Annotated in this window: 19 protein-coding genes; all 19 read left to right on the top strand. The window is 39.5% G+C overall.

The features are described from left to right. Window positions 1-67: 67 nt before the first annotated feature. The 19 genes from rpiB to murA all read left to right on the top strand — a co-directional run bounded on the left by rpiB (window position 68) and on the right by murA (window position 16971). A complete protein-coding gene (gene rpiB / locus NST66_RS25110) occupies window positions 68-529 on the top strand; it encodes a ribose 5-phosphate isomerase B (RefSeq protein WP_028411981.1) in 462 nt (153 codons plus the stop codon). A 35-nt stretch (window positions 530-564) separates the two neighbouring features. Further along, window positions 565-1116, top strand: coding sequence for a TIGR01440 family protein (locus NST66_RS25105; RefSeq protein ID WP_028411982.1), 552 nt, complete (start codon window positions 565-567; stop codon window positions 1114-1116). 117 nt (window positions 1117-1233) lie between these two features. Next, the gene (gene glyA, locus NST66_RS25100; RefSeq protein ID WP_013059811.1) at window positions 1234-2478 is read left to right on the top strand and encodes a serine hydroxymethyltransferase; all 1245 of its coding nucleotides are present in this window, start codon (window positions 1234-1236) and stop codon (window positions 2476-2478) included. Between the two features lie 213 nt (window positions 2479-2691). After that, the gene (gene upp, locus NST66_RS25095; protein WP_013059810.1) at window positions 2692-3321 is read left to right on the top strand and encodes a uracil phosphoribosyltransferase; all 630 of its coding nucleotides are present in this window, start codon (window positions 2692-2694) and stop codon (window positions 3319-3321) included. Between the two features lie 22 nt (window positions 3322-3343). Beyond that, a complete protein-coding gene (wecB, locus tag NST66_RS25090; protein WP_340843729.1) occupies window positions 3344-4495 on the top strand; it encodes a non-hydrolyzing UDP-N-acetylglucosamine 2-epimerase in 1152 nt (383 codons plus the stop codon). A gap of 67 nt (window positions 4496-4562) precedes the next feature. Then, entirely contained in the window at window positions 4563-6755 is a 2193-nt protein-coding gene (locus NST66_RS25085; protein WP_340843728.1) for a S8 family serine peptidase, read from the top strand. A 297-nt stretch (window positions 6756-7052) separates the two neighbouring features. Beyond that, a complete protein-coding gene (locus NST66_RS25080; protein ID WP_013059807.1) occupies window positions 7053-7274 on the top strand; it encodes an AtpZ/AtpI family protein in 222 nt (73 codons plus the stop codon). A gap of 6 nt (window positions 7275-7280) precedes the next feature. Further along, window positions 7281-7652 (top strand): ATP synthase subunit I, encoded by a 372-nt coding sequence (locus NST66_RS25075; RefSeq protein ID WP_013059806.1) that lies wholly within the window; start codon window positions 7281-7283, stop codon window positions 7650-7652. Between the two features lie 18 nt (window positions 7653-7670). Then, a complete protein-coding gene (atpB, locus tag NST66_RS25070; protein ID WP_013059805.1) occupies window positions 7671-8381 on the top strand; it encodes a F0F1 ATP synthase subunit A in 711 nt (236 codons plus the stop codon). A gap of 90 nt (window positions 8382-8471) precedes the next feature. Then, window positions 8472-8684, top strand: a complete 213-nt coding sequence (atpE, locus tag NST66_RS25065; protein WP_013059804.1) for a F0F1 ATP synthase subunit C — start codon at window positions 8472-8474, stop codon at window positions 8682-8684. A 102-nt stretch (window positions 8685-8786) separates the two neighbouring features. After that, entirely contained in the window at window positions 8787-9305 is a 519-nt protein-coding gene (locus tag NST66_RS25060) for a F0F1 ATP synthase subunit B (RefSeq protein WP_013085463.1), read from the top strand. Then, the gene (locus NST66_RS25055; protein ID WP_028411987.1) at window positions 9302-9847 is read left to right on the top strand and encodes a F0F1 ATP synthase subunit delta; all 546 of its coding nucleotides are present in this window, start codon (window positions 9302-9304) and stop codon (window positions 9845-9847) included. Before NST66_RS25060 ends, NST66_RS25055 begins: the two co-directional genes overlap by 4 nt. 15 nt (window positions 9848-9862) lie before the next feature. Beyond that, window positions 9863-11371, top strand: a complete 1509-nt coding sequence (atpA, locus tag NST66_RS25050; protein WP_013085461.1) for a F0F1 ATP synthase subunit alpha — start codon at window positions 9863-9865, stop codon at window positions 11369-11371. Window positions 11372-11476: 105 nt separating this feature from the next. After that, on the top strand, window positions 11477-12334 hold the full coding sequence (locus NST66_RS25045; RefSeq protein ID WP_013059800.1) for a F0F1 ATP synthase subunit gamma: 858 nt from the start codon (window positions 11477-11479) through the stop codon (window positions 12332-12334). 36 nt (window positions 12335-12370) lie between these two features. Further along, complete coding sequence (gene atpD / locus NST66_RS25040; RefSeq protein ID WP_013059799.1) at window positions 12371-13792, top strand: F0F1 ATP synthase subunit beta; 1422 nt, start codon at window positions 12371-12373, stop codon at window positions 13790-13792. 26 nt (window positions 13793-13818) lie between these two features. After that, window positions 13819-14223: a F0F1 ATP synthase subunit epsilon gene (locus NST66_RS25035; RefSeq protein WP_028411988.1), complete on the top strand. Its 405-nt coding sequence runs from the start codon at window positions 13819-13821 to the stop codon at window positions 14221-14223. Between the two features lie 274 nt (window positions 14224-14497). Beyond that, window positions 14498-14734: a DUF1146 family protein gene (locus NST66_RS25030; protein WP_013059797.1), complete on the top strand. Its 237-nt coding sequence runs from the start codon at window positions 14498-14500 to the stop codon at window positions 14732-14734. A 160-nt stretch (window positions 14735-14894) separates the two neighbouring features. Continuing rightward, window positions 14895-15635, top strand: a complete 741-nt coding sequence (locus NST66_RS25025) for a YwmB family TATA-box binding protein (RefSeq protein WP_028411989.1) — start codon at window positions 14895-14897, stop codon at window positions 15633-15635. 31 nt (window positions 15636-15666) lie between these two features. After that, window positions 15667-16971 carry a UDP-N-acetylglucosamine 1-carboxyvinyltransferase gene (gene murA / locus NST66_RS25020; protein ID WP_028411990.1) on the top strand — a complete coding sequence of 435 codons (1305 nt, stop codon included), beginning with the start codon at window positions 15667-15669 and terminating at the stop codon, window positions 16969-16971. Window positions 16972-17084: the final 113 nt, after the last annotated feature.

The following is a 17084-nucleotide window of genomic DNA, read 5'->3' as shown; positions in this document are numbered from 1 at the left end:
ATTTTTGCAGACTTAAACTGAACAAAAATTAATAGAAGATGAAGGTATGTATGAGGAGGAAACAAAGATGAAAGTAGCTATTGCATCTGACCACGGCGGTATAAATTTACGACAGGAAATTATCTCTTTAATGGAAGAATTAAATATTGAATATGTGGATTTAGGGTGTGAATGCTCAGCATCTGTCGATTATCCGGATTATGCACTTCCCGTTGCTCAAAAAGTGGCGAGCCAAGAAGTAAGTCGAGGCATTCTTATTTGCGGAACAGGCATTGGTATGAGCATAGCAGCTAATAAAGTAAAGGGAATTCGCTGCGCTCTAGTGCATGATACGTTTAGTGCAAAAGCCACAAGAGAACATAATGATAGCAACATTTTAGCAATGGGTGAACGCGTCATTGGGCCGGGACTTGCACGTGAAATTGCGAAAATTTGGTTAACGACAGAATTTGAAGGCGGGCGACATGAAAATCGCGTGAATAAAATTAAACAGTATGAGCAGCAAAGTGATGCAACAGTAACGGCATAATGTGAACGTATTCAATGGAAGAAAGGAAGAAAAACGTGTCTGAACTTACGAAATGGAAAGAGCAGTTGGAAACAGTTTTATCTGATTTTTCAGCACAAGTGCAGTTATCTTCAGAACATACACTTGTCATTGGATGCAGTACAAGCGAGGTAATTGGTGAAAAAATAGGAACCGCAGGCGCAATGGAAGTTGCAGAAATGATCTTTGATACACTAGCAGATTTTCGAAAAAAAACGGGTGTCCACTTAGCATTTCAATGCTGTGAACATCTTAATCGAGCACTGGTAGTAGAAAGAGAATTAGCTCGTAAAGAACGCTTAGAAATCGTTAGTGTTGTTCCTATTCATAAAGCAGGTGGAGCAATGGCTACACAGGCCTATGGCCAGCTTAAAGATCCTGTTTTAGTAGAGTTTATTAAAGCTGATGCTGGGATTGATATTGGAGATACATTCATTGGTATGCATTTAAAGCATGTCGCAGTACCCGTTCGTTGTACGTTGAACGCAGTTGGACACGCTCATGTTACTTTAGCAAAGACGCGTCCAAAACTAATCGGTGGAATGAGAGCGTTTTACGAACTTTCGTAATTAAATATATTAAAATAATACACATTTTTTCTTTTTTATTCTAAATAAATCATGTTACAATGTAGTTGAATTAACAAATAACGAACATTGCGAATACGAAACGAGGAGAGGATTTTGATGGAGAAACAACTAATGCAACAAGATCCAGCAGTTTATAATGCGATCAAGGATGAATTACAAAGACAACGTACTAAGATTGAGCTAATTGCTTCAGAAAACTTTGTAACAACAGCGGTAATGGAAGCACAAGGTTCAGTTTTAACAAATAAATATGCTGAAGGCTATCCAGCTAAACGTTACTACGGTGGTTGTGAACACGTGGATGTAGTAGAAGACTTAGCTCGTGATCGTGCAAAAGAAATTTTCGGAGCAGAGCACGTGAACGTTCAACCTCACTCAGGTGCACAAGCAAACATGGCTGTATACTTCACTGTTTTAGAGGCTGGAGACACAGTACTTGGTATGAATTTATCGCACGGCGGTCACTTAACGCACGGAAGTCCTGTTAACTTTAGTGGTGTTCAGTACAATTTCATCGAATATGGTGTAGATCGCGAAACACATCGCATTAACTACGATGACGTATTAGAAAAAGCTCGTACACATAAACCAAAATTAATTGTGGCTGGTGCAAGCGCATATCCACGCGCAATCGACTTCAAGCGTTTCCGTGAAATCGCTGATGAAGTAGGCGCTTATTTAATGGTAGACATGGCTCATATTGCTGGTCTAGTAGCTGCAGGACTTCATCAAAATCCTGTGCCACATGCTCATTTCGTTACAACTACAACACATAAAACACTACGCGGACCACGCGGCGGTATGATTTTATGTAAAGAAGAATTTGCGAAAAAGATTGATAAGTCGATCTTCCCTGGTATTCAAGGTGGTCCATTGATGCACGTTATCGCTGCAAAAGCAGTAGCATTTGGTGAAGCATTACAAGATGAGTTTAAGCACTATGCTCAAAATATCATCGACAATGCTAATCGTTTAGCAGAAGGATTAAAGAAAGAAGGATTTGCTCTTGTATCTGAAGGAACAGACAATCACCTTGTGTTAATCGACGTAAGCTCAATGAATTTGACAGGTAAAGTAGCTGAAAAAGCGCTTGATGATGTAGGTATTACAACAAACAAAAATACAATTCCTTATGATGAGCAAAGCCCATTTGTAACAAGCGGTATCCGTATTGGTACAGCTGCGGTTACAACTCGCGGATTTGGCTTAGAAGAGATGGATGAAATTGCTTCTATCATCGGATTAACGCTTAAAAATATTGAAGATGAAGAAAAGTTAGCTGAAGCTAAAACACGCGTTGAAGCTTTAACAAGCAAGTTTGAAATGTATAAATCACTTTAAGAGAGACAGGCCTTTGTGCCTGTTTTTTTATGGAGAAAGTGGTAGCAATCCAATCATTTTTTGAATAATGCTTGAACTCAAAAACTTTTTTCTGTAAAATGAATGCAATGTATAAATTTAATTAGCAAGAGATATGTTTTTACTAGTACGTACCATTCAATTCGTTGAATGGTATTTTAATGTGTACATCTTTATATATAAGGAGAGATATCAATGGGCAAAGTATACGTATTTGATCACCCGCTTATTCAACACAAATTAACTTACATACGCGATGTAAAAACGGGAACGAAAGAGTTTCGTGAATTAGTTGATGAAGTGGCAAGCTTAATGGCTTTTGAAGCAACACGTGATTTACCGCTAGAAGATGTTGAAATTGAAACACCGGTTTGCAAAACAAAGTCAAAAGTTATTGCAGGGAAAAAGCTTGGTATCGTTCCAATTCTTCGTGCTGGTATCGGCATGGTAGATGGATTTTTAAAACTAATGCCAGCTGCTAAAGTTGGACACGTTGGCTTATATCGTGATCCAGAAACATTACAGCCTGTTGAATATTATGTAAAGCTACCTAATGATGTAGAAGAGCGTGACTTTATTGTAGTAGATCCTATGCTTGCAACAGGAGGGTCAGCTGTAGAAGCAATCAACTCTCTGAAAAAAAGAGGTGCTAAAAACATTAAATTTATGTGTTTAATTGCTGCTCCTGAAGGCGTGGAAATTGTAAAAGAAGCACACCCTGACGTAGATATTTACATTGCAGCATTAGATGAAAAATTAAATGACCATGGATATATTGTTCCAGGTTTAGGTGATGCAGGGGATCGTTTATTCGGTACAAAATAATTTGTAGATTTGGGTGATGAACATGAAGCAGCCAATTAAAGTAATGACGATATTCGGGACAAGACCAGAAGCAATTAAAATGGCTCCTCTAGTATTAGAGCTTAAAAAGCGATCAGAAGAGTTCGAAGCAATTGTTACAGTAACGGCTCAGCACCGTGAAATGTTAGACCAAGTATTGAGCATCTTTGACATTCAGCCTGACTATGACCTGAACATTATGAAGGATCGCCAAACCCTTATGGACGTAACGACCAGAGGATTACAAGGCTTGGACGACGTAATGAAAAAAGTAAAGCCGGACATGGTACTTGTACACGGTGATACAACTACGACGTTTATTGCTGGGCTAGCAGCTTTTTATAATCAGATTCAGGTCGGGCATGTTGAAGCAGGTTTGCGCACATGGAATAAATATTCTCCATACCCGGAAGAAATGAACCGTCAGCTTACAGGTGTTCTCGCTGATTTGCACTTTGCTCCAACAGATAAGTCTGCAGCTAATTTGCAAGCAGAGAACAAAAAAGAAGAGCAAATCTTTGTGACTGGAAATACAGCTATCGATGCGTTAAAAACAACAGTAAAAGAGACATATGAGCATGAAGTGTTAACGAAATTGGGAGATGATCGTCTTATTTTGTTAACGGCACATCGCCGCGAAAATTTAGGCGAACCAATGAAAAATATGTTCCGTGCTGTTAAGCGTATTGTAGATGAACATGAAGATGTGCAAGTTGTGTATCCTGTTCATTTGAATCCAGTAGTTAGAGAAACAGCAAACGATATCTTAGGAAATGACCCGCGCATTCATTTAATTGAACCGTTAGATGTAATTGACTTCCATAACTTCGCTGAGCGCGCTCATATTATTTTGACAGATTCGGGCGGTGTTCAAGAAGAAGCTCCTTCATTAGGCGTACCTGTATTGGTACTTCGCGATACAACAGAGCGCCCGGAAGGAATTGAAGCAGGAACGCTCAAACTAGCAGGCACGGAAGAAGAAACGATTTATATGCTAGCAAAAGAGCTGTTAATAGATGAAGACGTATATAAGCAAATGTCACAAGCATCGAATCCTTACGGAGACGGCTTAGCTTCTAAACGCATTTGTGATGCTATTAGCTACTATTTCAACCGCCGTGAAAACAGACCGGAAGCTTTTAATCCGCTTTCGTAAGATTTCTAAACACCTTTCACATGAAAAGCGTCTCTTTGAGACACGATAGTGTGAGAGGTGTTTTTTTATGTGGATTAAATGGTTAATGATTAGCTTTATATTGGGAAGTGGGGGAGGGCAAATGTCGCTCAATCCGACATTTCCTTCTATAAAGCAAGAAATGAATCATCAGGAAAAATCAATCATTGTGATGATTAAAAAAGAAAAATTCACGAAATTTAAAAGTCAGCTACAAAAAAATTATCCTAATATAAAGATTAAGAGCGAATTTCACACGGTGTTTACAGGACTTTCATTAAACGGCTCCATCTCGGATTTGGAAAAACTATCTCAGAATCCATCTATTATTAGTTCACATTCTATTAAAAACTATCAGGTTACAGAAGAAAATAGCGTAACGTTCATTGGCTCAGAACAGGTAAGAGGCTTGTTTGATACTCACAATCAGCGCTTAACAGGAAAAGGGATCAAAGTAGGCGTTATCGATACGGGGGTTGATTATTCTCATCCTGATTTAAAACAAACCTACAGAGGGGGTTACGATGTAATAGATGAAGATTATGAGCCGATGGAAACCACTCGTGAGCAAGGAGAACCGACTCTGCACGGTACTCATGTAGCTGGTATTATTGCAGCGAATGGGAATATTACAGGCGTAGCACCCCAAGCGGAAATCTATGCATACCGAGCTCTTGGACCTGGAGGAGCTGGAACGTCTGAAAGTGTTATTCTAGCTATTGAAAAAGCAATTCAAGATGATGTAGATATTATTAATTTATCATTAGGAAATGATGTGAATGGCCCTGATTTACCAACAAGCTTAGCGTTAGATCGAGCTGTTGAAAAAGGAATTGTAACGGTTACATCTAGCGGCAATTCAGGTCCAGGTTTATGGACGGTGGGCTCTCCGGGTACAGCGGGAAAAGCTATTTCCGTTGGCGCTTCTGTTTCTCCGACAACAGTTCAATTTCTAACAATTGGATTTAACAAAGAAAAAATTATGATGGCGCCAGTAGAAGGGTCTCGTCCATGGACGTTTAATCAAACGCTGCGTGTAATAAATGAAGAAGATTCCAAAGAGCAAAAGCATGCGTCGGGTAACGTCATTTTGCTAAAAGCAGAAGGAAATGCGGTTCAACAAAAGATTAAACAAGCTGAACAGGCGGGAGCAAAAGCGGTTATTTTATATAGCCCGACAGAAAAAAGCATAGTCAGTAAACTAAAAGAGTCAGTAAATATTCCCGTGATATGGGTAAGTAAAAAAAGCGGTGACACCATTACCCAACACATTCAGTCTCAACAACCGTACTTACGCACTGGCCAGCAAGTGGTGCAAGACTTGCTCACATCTTTCAGTTCAAGAGGGCCTGTAACGACTACTTGGGGAATCAAACCAGACGTCGTCGCACCAGGTTACTTCATTAATAGTACAGTTCCTGGAGGATATGAACGCATGCATGGCACAAGTATGGCTGCGCCCCATGTAGCTGGAGCGTGTGCGCTGATTTTACAAGCTCACCCGAACTGGTCTCCTGAACAAGTCAAAGCTTCATTGATGAACACCAGTAAAGTAATGCAGCAGCTAAACGGTCAAACGTATCGCGTATATGAACAAGGAGCGGGAAGAATTCAAATAGCAAAAGCCGTCACAGCAGAATCTTTGTTTTATCCATCTTCTTTATCTTTTGGTATTTTTACGCGTCCATCAAAGAAAGTTTTATCTTTTAAAATTGATAACCAGTCTGATAAAGCAAAAACGTATCGCTTAAACGTTCCAAAAAGGGATGAAGGAGTGAACTGGGATGTTCCATTACCCGTCACGGTGCCACCCCGTCAGACAAAAGAGATAGCTGTCACTTTATCGGTGCAGCCCCGTTATAAAAATAAAGGTATATATGACGGATATTTGGAAATAAATGATTCACGTGAAACATTTTCGCTTCCCTATATGTACATGATTAGCATTCCAGATTATCCTCGTGTCATGGGATTGCAAGTAGCAGCGGAAAAAGAGAAAAATACGTATAGCTATGAACTGTTTTTGCCTGAAGGAGCAGATCAGTTAGGCGTCGCTCTTTTTGATAAGCAGTCTTTACAGTTTGTATCGTATTTAGATGTTGACGTGGATGTAGAAAGAGGCATGAGAAAACGAAAAATAACGATTGATGAATCGCTTGTACCAGGAGTGTACCAAATATTTGCATTTGTGAAAAAGCATAGACAAGAGCAGGTTGTACACAGTACAATAACGATTGAATGAACCTCTTTAAATGTTTTCATTTGAAGAGGTTTTATGTGTGGCAGAAATGTGAACAATAAGAAGAGATTGTGAAGTTTTTAGCTTAAACACATTGACATTAAATATACGCTATTGTATGCTTACAGGGAATATAAATGATAAGGTTTTCAACCTGTGAAAACCGTTGATATTTCTGCGTATTTTATTAGCTGTTTTTACCTTTTTTAGCAATTTTTTTTGCCTTTCTATCATATATTGAGCTATGAAAACGATAGAGAATTCGGAAAAAAGAAAATTTTGCAAAAGGGGTATGAGCTTATGAAAGATCGCAACCGTCATCCTTTGCAAGCGATGGCATTAGTGTCAATCATTCTATCACAGTTAGCAGGTTCAGTCTTAATTGGCTTATTCTCTGGAAGATGGGCTGATCAATGGCTTGACACCGAACCACTATTTTTGATTTTAGGCCTTCTTTTAGGGCTAGCAGCAGGTGTTTTTATGATGCTGCGCACAGTCCACCATTTTTTTTCAGGAGATTAATAATTCATGCAGGATTTGCAGCACGTTTTTCCAAGACTTCGTTCATACATATTGTATTTGTTAGCATTATACGTTCTCGGCTGGGGATTTACAAGTTATAAGGCTGTTTTTGCAGGTTTAATTTTAGGAACCGCCCTGAGTTTGTATAATTTGTGGAACTTAGTAAGAAAGTTTGAGCAGTTTGGACAGGCGTTGGATGAGGGGAAAAAGCCCCGTTCAATTGGGACTGTTGTAAGATTTGCAACAGCTGCTCTCGCAGTTGTGATTACCATCTCTTATCCAAAAACCTTTCATATTATTAGTGTAGTTGTGGGATTAATGACGTATTATGTTGTCATTATCATAGATTTAGTTGTTCAAAATATGCGTAGAAGATAGAAAGAGAGGTGAACACAGTTGGGTCATGAATCACCAACTATAGAGTTTCTAGGCCTTACTTTTAGTCAAAGTAACTTGCTTATGGTTACCGTAGCTTCTGTTATTGTATTCTTAATTGCAGTTTTATGTACTCGTACTCTTGCTATGAAGCCAAGCGGTGCACAAAACTTTATTGAATGGGTCTTAGATTTTGTTAAAGGACTCGTTAATAGCAATATGGATTGGAAAACAGGTGGCCGCTTTTTGACGCTAGGTGTAACTTTACTTATGTACATTTTTGTGTCAAATATGTTGGGTCTTCCATTCGCCATCGTGATTGACCATAACTTATGGTGGAAATCGCCAACCGCTGATCCAGCAATTACGCTGACGTTAGCCGTTATGGTAGTTGTACTATCACATTATTATGGTATTAAAATGCGAGGTTTCTCTGCATACACGAAAGATTACTTCAAGCCAATGGCATTTTTATTCCCGCTTAAGATTATCGAGGAGTTTGCCAATACGTTAACGCTTGGCCTTCGTCTTTACGGTAATATTTATGCTGGGGAAATTTTGTTAAGCTTGCTAGCTGGTTTAGCAACAACAGGCTTCCTAGGTACAATTGGAGCTGCTATCCCAATGCTTTTATGGCAAGGATTCAGTATTTTTGTAGGCGCAATTCAGGCCTTCATTTTCACAATGTTAACGATGGTTTATTTATCTCACAAAGTGAGTAGCGACCATTAATTTATAAAGCTTTGTTCAAGTAATACCCAATTTGGACAAAACAAAACTTAGTTAAACAAAATCATATATATTAAGGGAGGACTTTATAAAATGGGTTTAATAGCATCTGCAATTGCGATTGGTTTAGCGGCACTAGGTGCTGGTATTGGTAACGGTCTTATCGTTTCTAAGACGATTGAAGGCACAGCTCGCCAACCAGAAGCACGTGGTACATTAACTTCAATGATGTTCGTTGGGGTTGCCTTAGTTGAGGCGCTTCCAATTATCGCCGTAGTTATTGCATTCATGGTACAAGGTAAATAATAATGTGTTACATGTGGCGAAGATCATTCAAAAGAACCTTCGCCATTACTTTATGTCTTTAAGAAGTAAATTATATATGTGGAGTCTCTGAAGGGAGTGAACATGGCCGTGTCGAACATGTTTGTGTTAGGAGCAGCAGGCATTAATGGTGGAGATATTCTTTTCCAATTAGTGATGTTCCTTATCCTACTTGCGTTACTTCAAAAATTCGCGTTTGGTCCTGTAATGGGAATCATGAAAAAACGTGAAGAGCATATTGCCGGTGAGATTGATGAAGCAGAAAAGCAAAATGAGGAAGCGAAGAAGCTTGTTGAAGAGCAGCGTGAAATCTTAAAGCAATCTCGTCAAGAAGTGCAAGTAATGATGGAAAACGCTAGAAAGTCTGCAGAAGATAAAAAAGAAGAAATCATTGCGGCAGCACGCGAAGAGTCTGAGCGTCTAAAAGCTGCAGCAAAACAAGAAATCGAACAGCAAAAAGATCAAGCAGTTGCTGCGTTACGTGAGCAAGTTGCTTCATTATCTGTTTTAATTGCGTCGAAAGTTATTGAAAAAGAACTTTCTGAACAAGATCAAGAGAAGTTAATTCATGAATATATCCAAGAAGTAGGGGATGTACGATGAGTCAACCAGCTGTAGCCAAGCGCTATGCACTAGCTCTTTTTCAATTAGCAACAGAAAAACAGATGATCGATGAAATGCAAGACCAGCTACAAATCGTTGAAGAGGTGTTTGCTAAAACACCTGAATTAATGGATGTATTAACTCATCCAAAAATTACAATTGAGCGAAAAAAACAGTTTGTAAGTGAGGCATTTGCTGAACTTTCACCAACTGTTCAACATACGGTTCTTCTATTATTAGAGCGTCACCGCATTCAAATTGTTAGCCAAATGGTGCAAGAGTATCGTTTCCTAGCGAACGAAGTACGTGGCGTGGCAGACGCAACTGTTTATTCTGTCAAACCTTTAAGCGCAGATGAGAAACGAGCAATCTCGCAATCATTTGCTTCAAAAGTTGGAAAACATACGTTAAATATTTCAAATGTAGTAGATAAAAGCCTAATCGGCGGCGTGAAGCTTCGCATTGGTAATCGTATCTATGATGGCAGCATTAGCAGCAAATTAGAAACGATCCACCGAGGACTTCTTGCACACAGATCGTAGATAGGGGTGAAATTCATGAGCATCAAAGCTGAAGAAATTAGTGCGCTGATCAAGCAGCAAATTGAAAACTATCAGTCTGAGATTAAAGTGAGTGATGTAGGTACTGTTATCCAAGTTGGGGATGGTATCGCACGTGCTCATGGCCTCGACAATGTCATGGCTGGAGAACTGGTTGAATTTTCAAATGGTGTCATGGGAATGGCACAAAACTTAGAAGAAAACAATGTAGGTATCATTATTTTAGGACCATATACAGAAATTCGTGAAGGTGACGAAGTTCGCCGTACAGGACGCATCATGGAAGTTCCAGTAGGAGAGCAGTTAATCGGTCGTGTTGTTAACTCATTAGGTCAGCCAGTAGACGGCTTAGGCCCGGTAGAAACAACAAAAACACGTCCAATTGAAGGTGCTGCACCTGGCGTTATGGATCGTAAATCAGTACATGAGCCGCTTCAAACAGGTATCAAGGCGATTGACGCACTTGTGCCGATCGGCCGTGGACAGCGTGAGTTAATTATCGGTGACCGTCAAACGGGTAAAACATCGGTAGCAATCGATACAATCTTAAACCAAAAAGATCAAGATATGGTATGTATCTATGTAGCGATTGGCCAAAAAGAATCAACAGTTCGTAACGTAGTAGAGACATTACGTAAACACGGTGCTCTAGATTACACAATCGTTGTAACAGCATCAGCTTCACAACCAGCTCCACTATTATTCTTAGCACCATACGCTGGAGTAACAATGGGTGAAGAGTTTATGTATAACGGTAAGCACGTACTTGTTATTTACGATGACTTAACAAAACAAGCATCAGCTTATCGTGAACTTTCATTACTATTACGCCGTCCTCCAGGTCGTGAAGCGTACCCAGGGGATGTATTCTATCTGCACTCTCGTTTATTAGAGCGTGCGGCAAAGTTATCGGACGCAAAAGGTGGAGGTTCATTAACAGCTCTTCCATTTATTGAAACGCAAGCAGGAGACGTATCTGCTTATATCCCAACGAACGTAATTTCGATTACAGACGGACAAATTTTCTTACAGTCAGATCTATTCTTCTCAGGCGTACGTCCTGCGATTAATGCTGGTCTTTCTGTATCACGTGTAGGGGGATCTGCACAAATTAAAGCGATGAAAAAAGTAGCAGGTACACTGCGTCTAGACCTTGCATCTTATCGTGAGCTTGAATCGTTTGCTCAGTTCGGTTCTGATCTTGACCAAGCAACTCAAGCAAAATTAAATCGAGGAGCGCGTACAGTTGAAATCTTAAAACAAGGTTTACACAAACCGCTTCGCGTAGAAAAACAAGTAGCTGTGCTTTACGCATTAACAAAAGGCTTCTTAGATGATGTTCCAGTATCAGATATTACACGCTTTGAAGACGAGTACTTAACATGGTTAGAATCAAACCGTAAAGAAGTACTTGAATCAATCCGTACAACTGGTGGCCTTCCTGAAGCTGGCGTATTCGAATCAGCACTTGAAGAATTCAAGAAAACATTTATTGCATCTGAATAATATATTGTCAGCATGGTATGTTAAGACAATCTTTCAATAAGGTGAAGGTGAACATTTGTTCACCTTTCATACCACGTGATCTTCTAAAACAAGGTGGTGAAACCTTTGGCATCATTACGTGATATACAAACTCGAATCACATCGACGAAAAAAACGAGCCAGATTACGAAAGCAATGGAAATGGTTTCAGCTGCAAAGCTGAATAGAGCGGAACAAAATGCAAAATCGTTTGTTCCATATATGGAAAAAATTCAAGAGGTAGTCTCAAGTGTAGCCCTAGGCAGCAGAGGCGCTTCACATCCAATGTTAACTGCGCGCAGCGTGAAGAAGACTGGTTATATCGTAATCACTTCAGATCGCGGTCTAGCAGGAGCATATAACAGTAATATTTTGCGAAAAGTATCTCAAGCTATTGAAGAACGCCATCAATCACCTGATGAATACGGTGTGATTGCAATTGGACGAGTAGGGAGAGATTTCTTCGTAAAACGCGGTATTCCGGTTTTGCTTGAAATCACAGGCTTAGCAGATCAGCCAGCTTTTGCTGACATTCAAGGAATTGCTTCACAAACAGTTCAAATGTTTGCGGACGGTACGTTTGATGAACTTTACTTATACTACAATCACTTTATCAATACGATTTCACAAGAAGTGACGGAGAAGAAGCTATTGCCTCTAACAGATCTTCAACCTTCTGGTAAACTTGTTGGTTATGAATTTGAACCATCACAAGAAGAGATTTTAGAAGTATTACTTCCTCAGTATGCAGAGAGTTTAATTTACGGCGGCCTGCTTGATGGAAAAGCAAGTGAGCATGCTGCTCGTATGACAGCGATGAAAAGTGCAACAGACAATGCAAAAGATCTTATCAATAATCTTACATTGTCATATAACCGTGCACGTCAAGCGGCAATTACCCAGGAAATTACGGAAATTGTTGGCGGAGCGGCAGCGTTAGAATAGAAAGTTTAATGGAAAAGCAAGTTAGGAGGGAACACGATGACAAAAGGACGCGTTACTCAAATCATGGGTCCAGTTGTAGACGTAAAGTTTGACAACGGACACCTTCCGGCAATTTATAACGCCCTTAAAATTTCACATAAACCGAGCAGTGCAAGTGAAGTTGCAATCGAATTAACATTAGAAGTTGCGATTCACTTAGGTGATAACACAGTTCGTACAGTAGCAATGTCATCCACTGACGGCTTAGTTCGTGGATTAGAAGTAGAAGATACAGGTGCAGCAATCTCAGTACCAGTTGGTGACGTTACGTTAGGTCGTGTATTTAACGTATTAGGTGAAAAAATCGACTTAGACGCCCCAATCGATGCAGGTGCACGTCGTGATCCGATCCACCGTCAAGCACCAAAGTTCGAAAATCTATCTACACAAGCTGAAATTCTTGAAACAGGTATTAAAGTAGTAGACTTATTAGCTCCTTACATTAAAGGTGGAAAAATCGGTCTATTCGGTGGTGCCGGTGTAGGTAAAACAGTATTAATTCAAGAGTTAATCAATAACATTGCTCAAGAGCACGGCGGTATTTCGGTATTCGCTGGTGTAGGTGAGCGTACGCGTGAAGGTAATGACTTATACCATGAAATGACAGACTCTGGTGTTATTAAGAAGACGGCTATGGTATTTGGACAAATGAATGAGCCGCCTGGTGCACGTCAGCGTGTTGCATTAACAGGATTAACAATGGCAGAATACTTCCGTGACGAACAAGGTCAAGACGTATTATTCTTTATCGATAATATCTTCCGTTTCACACAAGCGGGTTCAGAAGTATCAGCATTACTTGGCCGTATGCCATCAGCAGTAGGTTATCAGCCAACATTAGCGACAGAAATGGGTCAGCTTCAAGAGCGTATCACGTCAACAAGCGTAGGTTCTGTAACATCGATTCAAGCGATTTACGTACCAGCCGATGACTATACGGATCCAGCTCCAGCGACAACATTTGCTCACTTAGATGCAACAACAAACTTAGAGCGTAAATTATCAGAGATGGGTATTTACCCTGCGGTAGATCCATTAGCATCTACATCTCGCGCTTTATCTCCTGAAATTGTTGGAGAAGAGCACTATGCAATTGCGCGTCAAGTTCAACAAACGTTACAGCGTTATAAAGAGTTACAAGATATCATTGCAATCCTAGGTATGGATGAGTTATCTGATGAAGATAAACTTGTTGTACAACGTGCTCGTCGCGTTCAATTCTTCTTGTCTCAAAACTTCCACGTAGCAGAACAATTTACAGGTCAAAAAGGTTCTTATGTTCCTGTAAAAGAAACTGTTAAAGGATTTAAAGAGATCTTGGAAGGTAAATACGATCATTTACCTGAAGATGCGTTCCGTTTAGTTGGTCGCATTGAAGAAGTTATTGAAAATGCGAAACGTATGGGAGTAGAAGTTTAATTTAAGGGACATAGGAGGTTTTTTAAATGAAGACAATCCATGTCAGTGTAGTGACTCCTGATGGCCCAGTTTACGAATCAGAAGTGGAAATGGTAAGTACCCGAGCACAGAGCGGTGAGCTTGGTATTTTACATGGACATATTCCGATGGTTGCTCCTTTACAAATTGGAGCCGTCCGCTTGAAGAAAGCAAGCAGTACAGAACTTGTGGCTGTTAGCGGAGGATTTCTTGAAGTAAGACCTGACAAAGTAACAATTCTTGCACAGGCTGCTGAAACAGCTGAAGCGATTGACGTAGCTCGTGCAGAAGAAGCGAAAAAGCGCGCTGAAATGCGCCTTGATAGCAAACAAGACGACGTTGATGTTAAGCGTGCTGAAATTGCCTTAAAACGGGCAGTCAATCGTTTAGATATTAGTCAACGTAAGTTCTAAAAAAAGCCCTCTCAAACGAATGAGAGGGCTTTTTTGCTCTATTATATAAAAGAGGAAGAGCAAATAGCATTCGTCTATGATTATATATTCTATTTAACTAAGCGTATCCGTCTTCTTTATTTTTCTTAATAATGGAAAAGGATCTTAAAATAGGGAATAAAATAAATGTTTTTCATGTTACCGTTTACGAATTTGCATAAGTGTGCTTTAATATGAAAAGAAGAGACGATGATCGTCTCTTCTTTTCATATGGTGTTTAAAAGGAGTGCTTTTATTGTTTGGAGGAATTGAGCAGCAAACGTTACTAACCATGATTTCACATTTGATTTTTATTGTGATTACTTGGTATGCTTTGCAAGGCTTTCAAATTGAAAAGCTGATGAAACCTAATCATGTGTTTCAAGCAAAATTAATGCTTATTTTATTGACCATTACTATTTCATCAACAGTAAGTAATTTCTTTTTGGATTATTTATTTTGGTCACAGCGCATTCCCTCATTTTTTCAATGATTGGCAGGCTATGAGTCTATGATAAAATAGACGTTCATTCGTTGAAGATATACGAATTTATACGCTAATGTATGTCGCTATGTCTAAATATGACGACCCTTTTCATGTATGTATCATCGCCTTCTGGAAAGACTGATGAGTACGGAGAGGGAGTGGCGAAATGTTTAAAAAAATTAGTGTCTTTTTGGCTATTTTCATTACTGGCTTATTCGTATATCATGGAAGTTATGTGAGCAATGCCCAAAACAATGAAACTACTATTGAGAAGATTGTTCACACCTTAAATAAGCAGCATGTTTCGTTAACTGAAGTATCGTTGTATGCAAGAGAAGAAGTAAAAGCTGTTACTGACCAAAAAACCTTTTATTCGCAAGCTGAAAGTATTAAAAGTAATTTTAGAGGTTTTAAATGGGAAGTGAAGAGGGAAAGAGACCTATGGAAAGCAATAGGTACACGCAAAAGTGAAGATGTGAACGAAGTCATTCTGTTAACTTATGCGATCGATGAACACAGCAATGCGTACATATCGTATCATGTAACGGGACAAGGTTTAAAAGAAAAAAATATGACCCATTTTCAAAATGTATTTCAGACAAATTATGAAAAAATTTTCCTGTCAGAACCCATAATTTTCTCTTGTGCAACAGGGGAAATCAATGATAAGATGGAAAGTGTTTTGTCTGTTGAAATTCAAGACCTATTACGAGCTTTCAATGCTAAACCAGTGGAATCTCTAGTGGAAGAGTCATTTACCTCTGTTTCAGCATATACTGGACTGTGGAAAGAAGCTCTTCAAACGAAAAAGCAGGAAATGAACTTACAAATTGCATTACGCAAGACAAGAATGGGCGGTCAAACAACCATAGTTGTTGGCACACCTATCATTACGTCTGAATATTAATATAGAGAAAATGGACGCGGAGGGGAATACCTTGGAAAAAATCATCGTCCGCGGTGGAAATAGATTAAGCGGTACAGTTAAAGTTGAAGGAGCAAAAAACGCCGTTTTACCTATTATCACTGCAACCTTATTAGCTAGTGAAGGAAAAACAATTCTAAATGATGTACCAGCTCTCTCCGATGTATTTACGATTGGCGAAGTTTTAAGACATCTGAATGCAGAAGTAGATTTTGAAACAAATCGTGTAGTTGTAGATGCATCAAGAGAGTTAAAAACAGATGCACCTTTTGAATATGTAAGAAAAATGCGCGCTTCAGTACTTGTAATGGGTCCTTTATTAGCGCGTATGGGTGAGGCTCGTGTAGCTTTACCTGGTGGATGTGCGATTGGATCAAGACCGATTGATCAGCACCTTAAAGGCTTTGAAGCAATGGGTGCTAAAGTTCAAGTAGGAAATGGTTTTATTGATGCAAAAGTTGAAGGAAGACTAAAAGGTGCTAAAATTTATTTAGACTTCCCAAGTGTAGGTGCCACAGAAAATATTATGATGGCAGCAGCATTAGCGGAAGGCACTACAATTATGGAAAACGTAGCAAAAGAACCTGAAATTGTCGACTTAGCAAACTTCTTAAACGCAATGGGCGCTAAAGTTCGCGGTGCAGGAACTGGTACGATCCGTATTGAAGGTGTTAATAAATTATATGGTGCAGAACATGCAATTATTCCAGATCGTATCGAAGCTGGAACATTCATGGTAGCAGCAGCTATTACAGGTGGAAACGTACTTGTACGCGGTGCAGTAGCAGAGCACATCAGTTCACTTGTTGCTAAAATGGAAGAAATGGGTGTTGAAATTACTGAAGAAGGCGACGGCTTACGTGTTGTAGGACCTGAAAAGCTAAAATCAGTAGATATTAAAACAATGCCTCATCCAGGGTTCCCTACGGATATGCAATCTCAAATGATGGCATTATTATTAGCAGCAGAAGGCACAAGTATGATTACAGAAACAGTTTTTGAAAACCGCTTTATGCACGTAGAAGAGTTTCGCCGCATGAACGCTGATATTAAAATTGAAGGACGCTCTGTTATTATTAACGGACCTTCTCAACTACAAGGCGCTGAAGTAGCAGCAACAGATCTTCGTGCAGCAGCAGCGTTAACATTAGCAGGACTTGTAGCAGACGGTTATACGCGTGTAACGGAATTAAAACACCTTGATCGTGGTTATGTAAATTTCCACAATAAATTAGCCGCTTTAGGCGCTGATATTGAACGTGTAAATGACGAAACAAAGCAGGTAGAACAAACTCAACAGGCTTCAGACGTCAAGTAAATATGTCATAAAAAAGCATCTCATAGCGAGATGCTTTTTTTGTCGTTGGACGACCCTTATGGCCGGTTTGCTGTCATAAAAGGTTGTCCACCTCCATACATATGGAATATAGG

This window comes from Priestia sp. FSL W8-0524 (assembly GCF_038005965.1).
Taxonomy (GTDB): Bacteria; Bacillota; Bacilli; order Bacillales; family Bacillaceae_H; genus Priestia; species Priestia zanthoxyli.
The sequence above is the reverse complement of the archived record's forward strand: the minus strand, read 5'-3'. Positions and strand labels throughout refer to the sequence as shown.

Coding starts and splice junctions, on each gene's coding strand:
- rpiB (WP_028411981.1), top strand. CDS start 68: ATGAAAGTAGCTATTGCATCTGACCACGGCGGTATAAATTTACGACAG.
- glyA (WP_013059811.1), top strand. CDS start 1,234: ATGGAGAAACAACTAATGCAACAAGATCCAGCAGTTTATAATGCGATC.
- upp (WP_013059810.1), top strand. CDS start 2,692: ATGGGCAAAGTATACGTATTTGATCACCCGCTTATTCAACACAAATTA.
- wecB (WP_340843729.1), top strand. CDS start 3,344: ATGAAGCAGCCAATTAAAGTAATGACGATATTCGGGACAAGACCAGAA.
- NST66_RS25085 (WP_340843728.1), top strand. CDS start 4,563: ATGTGGATTAAATGGTTAATGATTAGCTTTATATTGGGAAGTGGGGGA.
- NST66_RS25080 (WP_013059807.1), top strand. CDS start 7,053: ATGAAAGATCGCAACCGTCATCCTTTGCAAGCGATGGCATTAGTGTCA.
- NST66_RS25075 (WP_013059806.1), top strand. CDS start 7,281: ATGCAGGATTTGCAGCACGTTTTTCCAAGACTTCGTTCATACATATTG.
- atpE (WP_013059804.1), top strand. CDS start 8,472: ATGGGTTTAATAGCATCTGCAATTGCGATTGGTTTAGCGGCACTAGGT.
- NST66_RS25060 (WP_013085463.1), top strand. CDS start 8,787: ATGGCCGTGTCGAACATGTTTGTGTTAGGAGCAGCAGGCATTAATGGT.
- NST66_RS25055 (WP_028411987.1), top strand. CDS start 9,302: ATGAGTCAACCAGCTGTAGCCAAGCGCTATGCACTAGCTCTTTTTCAA.
- atpA (WP_013085461.1), top strand. CDS start 9,863: ATGAGCATCAAAGCTGAAGAAATTAGTGCGCTGATCAAGCAGCAAATT.
- atpD (WP_013059799.1), top strand. CDS start 12,371: ATGACAAAAGGACGCGTTACTCAAATCATGGGTCCAGTTGTAGACGTA.
- NST66_RS25035 (WP_028411988.1), top strand. CDS start 13,819: ATGAAGACAATCCATGTCAGTGTAGTGACTCCTGATGGCCCAGTTTAC.
- NST66_RS25025 (WP_028411989.1), top strand. CDS start 14,895: ATGTTTAAAAAAATTAGTGTCTTTTTGGCTATTTTCATTACTGGCTTA.